General features: G+C 43.2%; 9 protein-coding genes. 3 read left to right on the top strand and 6 right to left on the bottom strand.

The features are described 5' to 3' along the window. Window positions 1–160 precede the first annotated feature (160 nt). From ACFFAP_RS08385 to ACFFAP_RS08375, 3 genes are all read right to left on the bottom strand, one after another. Window positions 161–1,411, bottom strand: coding sequence for a competence/damage-inducible protein A (locus ACFFAP_RS08385; protein WP_375510792.1), 1,251 nt, complete (start codon window positions 1,409–1,411; stop codon window positions 161–163). A 98-nt stretch (window positions 1,412–1,509) separates the two neighbouring features. Then, complete coding sequence (glyA, locus tag ACFFAP_RS08380; protein WP_375510791.1) at window positions 1,510–2,793, bottom strand: serine hydroxymethyltransferase; 1,284 nt, start codon at window positions 2,791–2,793, stop codon at window positions 1,510–1,512. A 702-nt stretch (window positions 2,794–3,495) separates the two neighbouring features. Beyond that, window positions 3,496–6,279, bottom strand: a complete 2,784-nt coding sequence (locus ACFFAP_RS08375) for a M16 family metallopeptidase (RefSeq protein WP_375510790.1) — start codon at window positions 6,277–6,279, stop codon at window positions 3,496–3,498. A gap of 573 nt (window positions 6,280–6,852) precedes the next feature. Between ACFFAP_RS08375 and ACFFAP_RS08370 the strand changes: the two genes are divergently transcribed. Further along, entirely contained in the window at window positions 6,853–7,335 is a 483-nt protein-coding gene (locus ACFFAP_RS08370) for a hypothetical protein (protein ID WP_375510789.1), read from the top strand. A 466-nt stretch (window positions 7,336–7,801) separates the two neighbouring features. Here the strand turns inward: ACFFAP_RS08370 and ACFFAP_RS08365 are convergent, their stop codons facing one another. The 3 genes from ACFFAP_RS08365 to ACFFAP_RS08355 all read right to left on the bottom strand — a co-directional run bounded on the left by ACFFAP_RS08365 (window position 7,802) and on the right by ACFFAP_RS08355 (window position 12,192). Continuing rightward, complete coding sequence (locus ACFFAP_RS08365; RefSeq protein WP_375510788.1) at window positions 7,802–9,895, bottom strand: prolyl oligopeptidase family protein; 2,094 nt, start codon at window positions 9,893–9,895, stop codon at window positions 7,802–7,804. 409 nt (window positions 9,896–10,304) lie between these two features. Next, a complete protein-coding gene (locus ACFFAP_RS08360) occupies window positions 10,305–10,520 on the bottom strand; it encodes a DUF2839 domain-containing protein (protein WP_375510787.1) in 216 nt (71 codons plus the stop codon). Window positions 10,521–10,638: 118 nt separating this feature from the next. Further along, the gene (locus ACFFAP_RS08355) at window positions 10,639–12,192 is read right to left on the bottom strand and encodes a helicase C-terminal domain-containing protein (RefSeq protein WP_375510786.1); all 1,554 of its coding nucleotides are present in this window, start codon (window positions 12,190–12,192) and stop codon (window positions 10,639–10,641) included. A 138-nt stretch (window positions 12,193–12,330) separates the two neighbouring features. Here ACFFAP_RS08355 and ACFFAP_RS08350 point away from each other — a divergent pair, with 138 nt between their 5' ends. Together ACFFAP_RS08350 and ACFFAP_RS08345 are read left to right on the top strand one after the other, a co-directional pair. Then, complete coding sequence (locus tag ACFFAP_RS08350; protein ID WP_375510785.1) at window positions 12,331–13,293, top strand: M48 family metallopeptidase; 963 nt, start codon at window positions 12,331–12,333, stop codon at window positions 13,291–13,293. A gap of 460 nt (window positions 13,294–13,753) precedes the next feature. Then, the gene (locus tag ACFFAP_RS08345; protein ID WP_375510784.1) at window positions 13,754–14,179 is read left to right on the top strand and encodes a hypothetical protein; all 426 of its coding nucleotides are present in this window, start codon (window positions 13,754–13,756) and stop codon (window positions 14,177–14,179) included. The last annotated feature ends 18 nt before the right edge of the window (window positions 14,180–14,197 follow it).

Genomic DNA, 14,197 nt, shown 5'->3' with positions numbered 1-14,197 from the left:
TCATTTTGGCAGTTTTTGACTCTTCTTTTTTCAGGCTTTGTGAGAAATCCGGGTGTTGCATGTAAGCTAGTTTGTCAGCATACTCTTCATCTAATCGCGCATTAATTCGCATCGTTAAGTTCGTTTGTCATACAAATTGTATGACAAACATAATATACTTCTACCTCGTCAACAACTTCCGGCGCAGATTATCCAACGCTGCATTCGCGCTGACATGACGAATTAAAGCTCGACCTCGCACTGTACCAAACTGATACTCAAAACTTGCCACTTCATCCTTTGGCCCAGCTAAACCAATGTAAACTAAACCCACCGGCTTAGTATCTGTCCCTCCAGTTGGGCCAGCAATACCAGTAATACTCAATCCCCAAGTTGTTGCAAGGCGGGTTTTGACGCCAACAGCCATTTGCTCTGCAACGATCGCGCTTACCGCCCCAAATTTATCTAAATCTTCTGGGTTAACCCCCAGCAGCCCAACCTTCACCGAATTCTCATAAGAAATTACTCCACCCCAAAAGTAATCAGAACTCCCAGAAATCTCAGTCAACATTTGCCCTAAACCGCCACCAGTGCAAGATTCTGCCACCGAAAGCGTTTCTTTTGATGCCTGTAACAACTGACCAACCACGGAAGCAAGAGTATCATTATTAACGCCGTAAAAATCCAGTCCGGCAATTTCTTTAAGTTGTTTTTCAATGGGCGCAATTAGGGCTTCTGCGGCTGCTTCTGAAGTTGCTTTAGCAGAAACTCGCAATCTTACTTCCCCTTTACCTGCGTAAGGCGCTACTGTGGGATTTGGCAATTTCAAATAGGAAGCAACTTTTTCCGCCAAAGCAGATTCACCAATACCCCAAAACTTTAAACTCCGGCTGTAAATAATTTCTTTACCCCAACCTTGACTTTTGAGAAATGGCACGGCTGTTTCTTCCCACATCAGGTGCATTTCACTGGGAACACCGGGAAAGGTAAAAATTGTGATTTCAGGACGAGGTTGCCAAATGATACCGGGTGCTGTTCCAGTGGGGTTTGAAAGAATTTCTGCACCTTGGGGAATCAAAGCTTGCTTACGGTTACTTGGTGACATAACCCGACCACGTTGAGCGAATTTTTGGGTTATGTCTTCGATGATGTCAGAGCGTTCTACCAAAGGAACTTTAAAAAAATCGGCGATCGTTTCGCAGGTGAGATCATCTGGTGTTGGGCCGAGTCCACCAGTGAAAATGAGAATTTGCGCTCTGGAAATAGCAATTTCTATAACTTGCTTCAACCGTTCTGGATTATCCCCAACCACTGTTTGATAGTAGTGGGGAATTCCGAGTTGCGCTAATTGTTGCGCCAAAAATTGAGCATTGCCGTTGAGGATATCTCCTAGTAGCAATTCTGTACCAACACAAATAATTTCTGCACTCATTGGATTGGGGAAGGGAAGTAGGGAGTGGGGAATGGGGAATGGTGAGTGGGGAATGGGGAAGAAGAACTATTGACAAATGCCCCATGCCCCATGTCCAATTATGCTAATGCTGGTACAGGAATTTCCAGGTGAGGATATAAGGGGAAGCGATCGCACAATGCTGCTACCCGTTGCCGACAATCTTGGGTTACTACGTCGGAATCTGGAGAAAGCAGGCGATCGCTAATAATATTTGCAATCTCGGTAAATTCTGCTTCTCCTAAACCTCGCGTAGTCATTGCAGGCGAACCTAACCTTAAACCACTGGTAACAAATGGGGATTGCGGATCAAAGGGAATAGTATTTTTGTTAGCAGTAATATTCACGGTACTAACTAGCTGATCTGCCTGCTTCCCAGTTAGATCGACAGAGCGTAAATCCACGAGGATTAAATGGTTATCAGTGCCATTTGAGACTAGCTTTAAACCCCGGTTTTGTAATTGTTCTGCCAAAGAACGAGCATTTTCGATCACTTGGGCAGAATAGGTTTTAAACTCAGGCTTTAGGGCTTCTCCAAAAGCTACTGCTTTACCAGCAATGACGTGTTCCAATGGCCCGCCTTGGCTGCCAGGAAAAACAGATTTATCTAGCTTTTTACCTAGTTCTGCGTCGCTGGTCAAAATTAAACCACCTCTAGGGCCGCGTAGAGTCTTATGTGTAGTTGTTGTCACTACATGACAATGAGGAATGGGATCGGGATGAAGACCACTAGCAACTAAACCAGCAATATGGGCAATATCGGCAAGTAAGTAAGCGCCGATTTCATCAGCAATACTACGGAACTTTTCAAAGTCAATTATACGGGGATAAGCCGAATAACCACAAATTAAGAGCTTAGGACGCTCCCTCAGCGCCAGCTCCCGAATTTGATCGTAGTCAAGTTGTTCTGTTTGTTGGCTGACGCCGTAGTGGCTAACTTGGAACCACTTACCTGAGACATTTACAGGTGAACCGTGGGTGAGATGTCCCCCATGAGACAAATCCATCCCCATAATTTTGTCTCCTGGTTCTAACAGCGACAGGAACACTGCAAAATTGGCTTGTGCGCCAGAATGAGGTTGCACATTCGCATGAGCAGCACCAAATATCTGTTTAGCACGATTGATCGCTAGTTGCTCAATTTTGTCGATATACTCACAACCGCCATAGTAGCGTTTACCAGGTAATCCCTCGGCATATTTATTTGTCAGTACTGAACCTTGAGCCGCCAGTACAGCAGCAGAGGTAAAGTTTTCGCTAGCAATCAATTCCAAGTGATCTCGCTGACGCTGTAGTTCGTCGTTGATTAACTCCGCGATCGCTGGATCGGTGGAGGTAAGAAAGTCTGAGTTAGTCTTAGTCACTTCAATTATCCTTATGGAAATTTGTACAACGGCTGATTTTAGTTGGGTGCAGCACCTAACAGTCCACTCTCAAGAGTTTATAGCCCAAAGTCTATAGTTCAATGATTTTTGACTGCTCTACAGAGGCGATTAATCGTCTCCGTACTATTGAGGTTTATTTGTGCCAACTTATTTATTATTAGACGATTAATTATCATAACGTTGCTTTTTGATGCTGCGCTAAATAAAGCTTGTTGCGATCGCTCCTCTGTGAGACAAAAAGCTGAACGTTTCAGCAATTGACTGTGCATAATACAGCACTTGCGGAACATGGCTGCGAAGTTTTACGCTGAAAAACTTAAGCACTCAGTATTATTGACAAATGAAAAATTGTTTGAAACTTACCTTTGACAGCGAATCAAACAGCGTTAAGTAGCTGACTTTTCACATTATGTGGAAAAGTCCACGAAAACCTAACCCCCTTCCCGACACGGGAAGGGGGAAAATTCAAAGTCTCTCTCCTTAAAGAAAGAGAGAAATAGAAGTGAGGTTTTCAGATACCATGAAAAGTCAGCATTAAGTAGAGCAGCGTGAATAATTCAAGGTTTGTAGTTAACGCGAGTGCGTTTGGTAGAGAGGACTAAAGTCCTCAAATGATGACTGTTCGCGAAGTGTTTCCGTTGGGTAGCCCTCTCTACAAGACGATCACATAGCTTGAGGTAATTAGCTGCCTTTGGGTACAGTCTCTCCAGGGCCAGCAGTGACAATTATCAGATTTTGCGGCTTAATTAAATCCTCAATTGCCTGTTGCATTTGAGTCATCGTGACTGCTTGTATCCTCTGGGGAAAGTCTCGGATTTCTGAGCGTGAAAGTCCCAAGACAGCATTATCCAAAATGATGCTTGATACATCACTGGGATTAGCTAAATTCACGGGGTAGCTATTAGTAATTGAGCGTTTTGCTGCGTTGAATTCATCCTCAGTCACTCCTTGTTCACGCAGCTGTTTGAGTAAAGCAAGAGTACTAGCGATCGCTTTTTGGGTATCAAGAGGAGCAGTCTGCATCTGAATCAAGAACGGGCCGGGATTGATTCCGGCGGCAAAACCACTATAGATACCGTAGGTTAGACCCTGGCGATCGCGCACTTCCGTACCCAAGCGACTCGCTAAGGTATCACCACCCAAAATTTGATTCAGTATCAGTGCTGCATAATAACGTGGGTCTTTCCGAGAGATACCGTTGTAGCCGATGTAGGTAACAGCTTCGGATTTACCAGGTATTACTTTGTTTAAACGTGTCAAAGTTTGCGGCAAGGACACGGATGGTATTTTGAGAACAGGTGGCTTACCTGTGGCTGACCATTTGCCAAGCGCCTGATTCAGCAAAGCTTTTACCTTAACTGGATCAAAGTCTCCAACTATTGCGATCGTTGTACTATCTGGTCGGTAGTGGGTCTGGTAGAAGCCAAGCAAATCATCACGAGTAATGGTCTTTAAACTCTCGGCTGTAGGAAAGCTGTGGAATGGATGATCTTCTGGGTAAATTGCTTGCTGAAATACTTGTCGTCCTAAACCTCTGGGGTCATCTAGCTGGACTTTGAGACTTGTCAGTGCCCGTTGGCGACTCAGTTCTAACTGTTCGGCGGGGAAAGTGGCATTTTCTAACACATCTGCCAGAGTTTGAATCAATATCGGCAAGTCTGCTGAAAGTCCCTCACCGCCAACGCTAACTCCCTCGCGGGTGGCACCGAAGTTCAAATCGGCTCCCCGGTCTTCTAAGGTTTTTGCTAGGGTAAGAGCATTTTTAGTTTGCGTCCCATTCATTAAGTTGGCCGCAGTCAAATTCGCTAATCCAGCTTTTTGATTACCGTCAAATTCAGTACCAGCGTCAATTTGTCCACTCAGGTTAATGGTGGGGAGGTTGCGATCGCGCAAGAGCAAAACCCGCAAACCATTATTTAAGGTAAACTCTTCTGGTAATGATTGTTTGCTCGAATCTGTCGCTGATGTGGCAGGTGGCAGATATTTAGCCAGTTCTGCTGGATCTACAGGCTTACCAGGGCTGAAATTTTCCACTGTGCGACCAGAACCAGCGCTAGAACTTCCTGGTTTCCCATCTGGTTGAGTTGGCTCAAAGAAGCCAATGGTTTGTTTGGCCGGATTGAGGTAAGTTTTTGCTGCTTGCTGCACTTGGGTAGGGGTGACTTTAGCGATCGCAGCTAGATACTGTTCAATAAAACGATAATCGCCGGCTACAGTTTGGTTATATCCCAGTTGGGTTGCCTGACTAGTGATGTCTTGGTTACCCAAGATATACGAGGCTTGCAGTTGCGTCTTCGCCCGGTTTAATTCTTCTGTAGTAACTGGCTGTTCTTGCAATTTTGCTAAAGATTCCTGAAGCACTTGGCCAATTTTACCTAACTCTTGACCCGGAGCCGCCGTAGCATTAATTTCATACCAACCTGGTTCGATAAGTTCGGCTGCACCGCCACTCACGGAACTAGCGAGTCCAGATTCCACCAAAGCCTGGTAAAGCCTAGAGCTACGTCCGCCTGTGAGAATGGCATCCATCACATCAATTGCTGGGACATCAGGATGCTTGATATCTGGCAGAGGATACACTGCTTGCAGTAGTGCCGCACTTCCAGGTTGCTTCAAAACAATCGGTGCTTTTTTAGTAGTAGAGGCAACCGCAGAAGACGCGGTGACATTTCCCCTCTCACTGTTCTGGTCTAAAAGTGTCCCCGTGTCCTCTTTGCCTCGTTTTGCCAACTTCCCATAAGTTTCTTTAACAACTTTGAGTACAGGTTCTGTGGCAAAATCCCCTGTAATCACCAACGTGGCATTTTCTGGGCTGTAGTAGGTTTGGTAATAATTCCGCACCTGCTCCACCGTGAATTTCTGTACATCAGCTTTTGTGCCTCCCACAGGTAAGCCATAGGCTCTATTAGGGAAAGCATCTCGCATCACTTCCCGACTCAGACGATAGCCTGGTGAATTTTCGTACCCCTGTAACTCGGAGATCACCACCCGCTTTTCACTTGTAAGTTGTTCAGGCCCAACTAAGGAGTTTTCCATGCGATCAGCTTCTAGTGTCAACAATGCTTCGAGTTTGTCTCGTTGCACAGTGCCAAAGTAAGCTGTTTCGTCATAACTAGTAAAAGCATTGAACTGGCTACCCAAGGCACTAAATAACCTTCCAAACTGTACAGGACGCTCAGTTGTACCTTTGAACATTAAATGTTCTAGCTGGTGAGAAATGCCATTCTCTCCCTTAACCTCATTACGTGAGCCAACTTTATACCAAACTTGTACGCTCACTACTGGAGCGGTATGGACTTCTTTAGTTAGCACTGTTAAGCCGTTGTCTAATACGGTTTTTTGTACACCCTGGGTGAATGAAACAGCTGATACAGGTGCGACTGCTGTTGGTGTTACAGCATTGGTGAAATTGCCCGAAAAAGGCACAATACTTAGCAGAAGGCTAAGAAAAAACCCTACAAGCATATATGGGCGTAGCTTCATAAGCAATGGGAAATGCAAAATTTCTAATTATAAAACAAAACCTTAGTATCGCTTTCTGGAAGTAAAAAGACTTACATTCTCGGCTTTTTTACCATTTTTAATGGTAGCTTTATTTCCACTATGCCGCTAATAGTCGGTTTTCAAGTTTACCTATTTGCAAGATACCTATCAATACGGTTCGGATAAGATCCCCCCGCCTGCGGCGATCCCCTTAAAAAGGGGATAAAGATCAGAAAAATCCCCCCAATTTATCGGTGGGTTGGGGGGATCTTCGAGAGGCAACATGTTAACCGAAGCGTATTGAGACACCTACGAGCAATAGCCCAAAACAAGGGTAGAAACAATTCTTTTCCTTATTTTTTGCCACTTATTGCCTATTTTCAAGACACATGTAACTAGACGCACTGTTATAAATTATTGCAACTAGATTAACAAAAATTGCTATATGTTAAGTTTTATAACTTTTTCGGAATATCCACTTTTATAATTGGTTTCATTCCTTGTCATCCCATCAGGGTAGATATCTTCGTCAAACTAGCAATAACTTTTTTAAATATGCAAACAAGAAACTTAATTGCATCATTCACATTAGGTATAACCTTAGCAGCAATACCTGTATTACAATCTCATGCTCAAGAACAAAGAACACCGAACTTGTATAATTTCACAGGGTATAATTCCAAAGGCGAGAAAGTTAGTGTTAATTACTCAACATCAAGCTTTACTGGTAAGCCCCTTTTCAACTATCAAGAGCAGAAACAGACATTAAACTTTGCGGGAGATGAGATCCGTACTGTAGATACGGAAATTGGTACACTAGTAACTGTGACTATTAAAAAGACAGTAGATACTGGCAACACCACATTTAGCTTGCTCATACCCCGTGTAAACCTTGGATCTAGCAACGAAGTAAAAGTTGAAACTAAAGGAATCACCACAACAAACCGCTTTTCTGTGATTCCTCAATTCAACCAGGGGCAGAAACAAATTTATACAACAATCCATCTGAAGGGGACAGCCCAAGCTGTCGCGTTTTAAGCACAAGAGGGATAAAGAAATAAAACTTCTTGCTCAGATGAAGGGAAGCAGTAAGGGTGAAGGTAAATAATTGTTTTTCTCCACCCTTACCCTTTAAACTGATTCACTTTTAATTTGGTATCTGGGTGATAACATCTTTTAGTCAATAGTTTCTTACAACAAATTTTCTAACTTGTGATTTTTCCGAGCGATCGCTTTTACATAATTATTTAATGCTAAGTCATCTCTCAAGTTTCAATCAACATGGAAACACAACGATTTGGTGCTGCGTGCATTTCAAGATAGTGACATCGCAGTATTTGGGATACACCTTACCCAGAAGTGGAAGCGATCGCGTTTATAAAATTGATCAAGCAGTCAATACTAAGTGTGTTGGGTGAGTGGTATTGTATAGGGAAGTTTGACGCTTATGGAAATAATGTAGTGCGTTACACTGCGTTAACGCACCCTACAAATAAATTAACCCCTAAACTTCAACATTCAAAGTACGCACCAAAAAAGCCCATTTGTCTGAGGCTTCTTCGATAATTTTAGCCGTGGGTTTACCCGCACCATGTCCTGCTTTAGTCTCAATTCTAATTAGCGTTGGCGCATCACCTGCGTGATTTGCTTGTAAAGCTGCGGCAAATTTGAAACTATGAGCAGGGACAACGCGATCGTCATGATCGGCTGTGGTAATTAAGGTTGCTGGGTAAGCTGTATCTGGTTTAATGTTATGTAGTGGCGAATAAGCATACAGCGCTGGAAACTCTTCTGGATTATCTGCTGAACCATATTCGGAAGTCCAAGCCCAGCCGATGGTAAATTTGTGGAACCGCAACATATCCATCACGCCGACTGCTGGTAAAGCTGCACCAAACAAATCGGGACGTTGCGTTATACAAGTACCCACTAATAAACCGCCGTTACTACCACCTGCGATCGCCAGCTTCTCAGTCTTAGTATACTTATTAGCAATCAACCACTCAGCAGCGCCAATAAAGTCATCAAAGACATTCTGCTTTTTATGCTTCATTCCTGCTTGATGCCATTCTTCGCCGTATTCTCCACCGCCGCGTATATTGGGCATAGCATAGACACCACCCATCTCCATCCACACCAAAAGACTCACAGAAAAACCAGGTGTCATTGAAGCATTAAAACCACCATAGGCATAGAGATAAGTCGGGTTATTTCCATCTAACTTTATGCCTCTTTTATGAGTGATAAACATTGGTATTTTAGTACCATCTTTGCTATGATAAAAGACTTGTTTAGTCTCATAATCATTAGGACTAAAATCCACCTGTGGCTGGCGGAAAATGGTACTTTTACCAGTTACCATATCGTAGTGATAGATAGTTCCTGGTGTGGTGAAACTAGTGAAACTATAAAAAGTTTCAGTATCATGACGCTTCCCTCCAAAACCCCCGGCTGAACCAAGTCCAGGTAATTCAACGTCACGAATAAACGCACCTTTAAGGTCAAATATTTTAATTTGGCTATGAGCGTCTTTGAGGTAATCAGCAACAAATTGGTTATTGAGTATACCTACACTTTCCAAAGTTTCTGCTGATTGAGGAATGATTTCTTGCCAATTTGCTGGTGCTGGGTTTTTGGTGTCAATAGCAATCACTCGTCCCCGTGGTGCATTTAAATCCGTGCGGAAATAAAACACGCTATCATCATTGTCGATAAAGCTGTAATCTGCCTCAAATTGGTTAATTAGTTCTACGACTTCACTATTAGGGTTAGTCAAATCTTTAAAGAAAACCAAATTTTTGGAGTCAGTACCTAGCCAAATTGAAATTATTAAATAGCGTCCATCTTCAGTAACACCGCCACTGAAACCCCATTCCTTTTGGTCAGGACGATGGTAAATTAGTGCATCTTCTGATTGGGGTTTACCTAATTGATGATAGTAGAGCTTTTGATAATAGTTAACATCTTCTAATTGAGTTTTTTCATTTGGCTCATCGTAGCGACTATAGAAGAAACCTTGATTATCATGTGTCCACGATGCACCAGAAAATTTAATCCATTTCAGGTGGTCTTGCAGGTCTTCACCAGTTTCAACATCGCGTACTTTCCACTCTTGCCAATCAGAACCAGAGGCAGATAGACCGTATGCTAAAAGTTTACCATCCTCGCTAATAGACAATCCTGAAAGAGCAACAGTGCCATCTTCTGAAAGTTTATTGGGGTCAAGTAAAACTTTGGGTTCGTCATCGAGGGTTTTTAGAGTGTAGAAGACACTTTGGTTTTGCAGTCCGTCATTTTTGAAATAAAAGTAGCGTTCGGTGAAACCGTCTTGCAGAGATTCACCTTCTTTAAAAGGGATACCATATTTTTCATAATCCCAAAGTTTGGTGAGGCGTTGTTTAATTTTTTCCCTGGTAGGAATTTCGCTCAAGTAGCCAAAAGTAACTTGATTTTGTGCTTCAATCCAAGCCCTTGTTTCTTCAGAGTCAGGATCTTCTAACCAACGGTAAGGATCTGCGACTAAAGTACCGTGGTAGTTATCGACTTGATTGCTTTTGTAGCTGGATGGGTAGGTGAGGGATTTTTTAGAGGAGGGCATAATCTTAGGTTAAAAGTGCTTCTTTACATACTACAAAGATAGACCTAAGACGTGGAGCATACACTGACCAAACCTGCGGGAAAATTCCAATTGAAAAGAGTAGCTGCTGAGGTACTACTAAGCAGCAAGCAGCCCAGTTAGGATTTCACTGAGCAAGCCAGTATCAAGAAGCTATGTCTTTGATGGTCACTGAGCTTTTGCCTGCCCTTCGCTTGTCGAAGGGTCGAAGTGCGGGCTATTCGGCGTCGCTGATTTAATTTAGATCATTTGGAAGCTGAACCGCTTATCTGGTCTGTTTTTATAGCGTTTACAGTTTAGTCCAATAGAGACCTAACCCCCACCCCCTTCCCTAGAAGGGAAGGGGAGTAAGATTCAAGGTTTCTCCAAGGGAAAAGATTAACAGCAGGATTTATGAAACTACTTGCCACCAACCGAAGGCTGGGCCGATAAAACGGATAGTTGCCCATGCTACAACCATAAGGCCAATGCCTATCCAGGCACCACGAGTTGTCCAACTGACAAATTGTTCGCCTTGAGTTTTTGTGATGGGAACCCAAGGCAAGATGCGAGTCTCTTGACCGTATGTTTTCCCTTGTGTGGTTTTACGACGCTTTGCTTCACCCATAATCAGCAACTCAAATTTTACTTAGGTTCTAAATTTATCTTGCCAGGAATCATGGCTATAGAGAGGCAACCAATCGGATTAGCTTCATAAAATGTAAATTGGGCATTGACAAATCACCTTAAGCGGAATTTTCTTCATCGGTATTAGAAAACAGACTGGGGTCAAGATAGTTAATGCGTGCCAGAGGACTTAAAGCTGCGAGAATTTGAGCGCCGTAGCTGCGATTAACTACACGACTATCAAGTAAAGCAACAATGCCTTGACTTTCTCGGACTGGAGCGATCGCTCTTTGTAATTCATTCAAAGCTGCTGGCAACAAATATAAACGAAACCAATCTTGATGCGATCGCTTATAACGAGCTACCCTACCAGCTACTAGCGGATTTTCTAAAGATGGTAAAGGTAAAGTAGCAATAATTAACAGATGGGGTGCAGGCAAGACTCGTTGATGTTCTCGCCAAAATTCCCAACCGCTAATTAAAATACCATTTTCATCTAAACAAGTTTTTTCTACTTGCACCCGCGAACCAAACTCTGAGGCCAGAATTGTCGCAACTTGAGACTTGAGTGGTACATCCCCCACCAAGACAACCGTTAATCCTGGTGCTGTAGCACTTAAACAAACCAGTGTGCGGACTTTGTGAATAAATGCCGCTTGAAATTCTGGCGTATTAGGTAGGGGCAATTTATAGGGTACATACAGTTGAATTGCTTCTGCTTGATCCGCAGAGAACTTTAGGCAAGTTAAATCGTCCAAACCAAGGCGCTGTCGGAAAAGAGGAGCCTCAGTTTCCGGTTCTATGGCGCTGCCAATTAAAACTACTGGTTGTCGCTGCCATAAGGGTGAGAGGATTTCACGTAATTCCATTGGCGCATAGTGCAAAGAAAATAAACCTTGTCGATGGGCAATAGTTGCCCAGAAGAGGGCAGGGGGAGCAGGGGGAGAAAGATTTTCATCAAGGGTTTGAAATTGTTGCCAGAAATTTTTCCAATTATCTGGGAGGTTGGCTTGATCTAAAGCCAAATACAGACGACTCAAAATTTCTATTTCTGGCTGGGAAATTAAGTAGCACTGATATGGATTGACAGGATGCTGAAAAAGTTGGTGTGTAAGTTGTATCCGTGCTTCGCGAATTGCCTCAGCTTGATTTGGGCAAGCCAGCATGAGTTGATCCCAATCATGGGGCTGAATATCTTGGGTAAGTTGATGACGCACCCAATCTTCTAGATCATCTACCCCATCAATAATTGTGGGAATGCCTTGGGGAAAGCGATCGCCACCAGCAAATTGTCCTTTTAACCAAGCTTCTGGGGAGGTTAACAGTAGCCCTTGGAACTGGGCACTAGGCCAAGCGTCACCTGTCCTAATCGCTTTATTGGCTGGTAGCCACTGCTGTAGACGGGGAATTTCCACCCGCAGCAGAAGTTGCTGCACTGCTTCTTGAGCAACAATAATTACAGGGCCATGCCACATTAGGGCTGATGCTACAAAACTAGTACGATATCGCCCTTGATAGCCACAAACTGCCCCTACTTGAATTAGGGCACTACGTCCCAGGCGCAAGGCGCGTGCTACCAACCGTGCCATCGTCAAATGATGGGGCCAGGAAGGGAACCCCGCCTGCGATCGCAAAAAGTTATGTAATGAAAAATGAACTTCTGCCTCAATCACACGCTTTTAATTCCATACAAAGTGACTTTTACGAACAAAGCCCCATTTCTATTATGTTGTCCTTTGTCATTAGTCATTAGTCCTTTGTTTTTGACCAATGACTAATCACCAATGACCAATCACCCAATACCCTGAATTATGCCAACTTACACAGGAATTTCCAGCGAAGCCTTCAGGCATCCACTAGATCGCCAAGCCGAGCAAGCTTTACGAAATTTACCAGGATTTGATTTAATTGCTCGTAAATTTGTGGAATTTATCTACGAACGCCCTCAGTTAGTCTATCTAATGGGTAACACCATCCAAGTCGGGCCGCGTCAATATTCCACTATTTACCAGATGTTTCGGGAATGCGTCCGAGATTTGGACATTTACCCAGAACCTACACTGTTTGTCTCGCAAAATCCCCAAGCAAATAGCTATGCGCTGGGGCAAGAGAATCCTTACATAGTCATAAATACAGGGATACTAGACTTACTAGACGAAGCCGAGATTCGGGCGGTGCTAGCCCATGAACTGGGGCATATTAAATGTGGTCATACTATTTTAATTCAAATGGCGATGTGGGCGATGAGTGCTGCTTCCGCCTTGGGAGAATTGACCTTCGGCATCGGTAATATTGTCACGCAAGGCTTGATTTACGCCTTTTTTGAGTGGCGGCGGAAAGCTGAGTTATCGTCAGATCGCGCCGCACTACTAGTCATGGATGACTTGAATCCGGTGATGTCAACGATGATGAAACTCTCTGGCGGTAGTAACAAATATGCCAATGAATGTAGTTTACAAGAGTTTATCAAGCAGTCAGAAAATTATCAGGCACTGGATGAAGATGGACTCAATCAGGTGTATAAATTTTTGCTTTACAATGGCACTCAGGGTACGATATTAAGCCATCCTTTCCCAGTTGAACGCTTGCATTACTTACGGGCGTGGGCAGTATCTGAAGAATACCAGCAAATTCGCCGAGGAAATTATCAGCGATCGCCTGCTTCAGGATCAGTAAATGTTGCAGCAGAATCCTCCGCAAATGAAACAGAAGCTTTACGCCGACAAATTGAAGAATTACAACGAGAAATCGACAGAATGAAAAGACCTGAGTAGTTTTGAGTGCTGAGTGAAGTTATATATAGTGCGTTAGAATTGCCTAATGCACTGCGGACTTATGCTAGTAATGCTACAAGCCTGTACGACTCCACCAAAGCATAGATAAAATGCCAAGGTAGTTACAAGGATTTTAGTTATTTTTTTGATTTTATGATACAACTCTTGTTGTTAGGAATTCTAGCAACCAAATTTTACCAGGACTTACGCATTGACAGATTAACAGAAATGAGCAATCAAGTGATGATTTTGTACAAACTTGAATTTGGGTCTGGATTTTAGCAAAAGTAATTCAGTTAAGTTTGCCATTCTAGTTTTTTTGGATTCCCTTAAAGCGGATAATATTTTCTAGCTGAAGTACCATCCTCTTCGAGGTGGGATAAATCCAAGATTCAAAATTAACGCTTGAAAATTGCTTAACTATATCTCAGCATTAAATTAGATGTAGGCATTTCTGAATATGGCAATTCACTTGAAAAAACGGCTTTCTGTGTTCGCTGCTATTCTAGCTCTTGTCCTTTCCATGCCGGGAATTGCCTTAGCAGCACCCGTTCAACTCCATACTACTTCTGGTGTTATTTCCACCCAAACTACCAAAACTGCTAGCTACTCCACCTCGTCGGAGATTAACCTGACTCCTTTACAACGCCAAGAACTCCAGGCTGTGCGTCAGAGAAGAAACAGGGAAATTGAGGCAGTCTTAAACACATCGCAACGTGCCCAACTTAATCACAATCTCCGGGCTGGTAATAATATTAATCAAGCCCTAGAAAAACTGCATTTGCAACCAGAACAGCAAGATTTTGTAAAGGCGATCATGCAATTTACTAACTTGAAAATGAAGGCTATTTCATCTAGGCATTCGCTAAAAATAGTACAAAAATAAAGGTTTTAGTTGTAGAGG

Origin of the sequence: uncultured Nostoc sp. (assembly GCF_964245575.1) — a bacterium.
Taxonomy (GTDB): domain Bacteria; phylum Cyanobacteriota; class Cyanobacteriia; order Cyanobacteriales; family Nostocaceae; genus Nostoc.
Note: the sequence above shows the minus strand (reverse complement) of the source record. Positions and strands in the feature narration are given on the sequence as shown.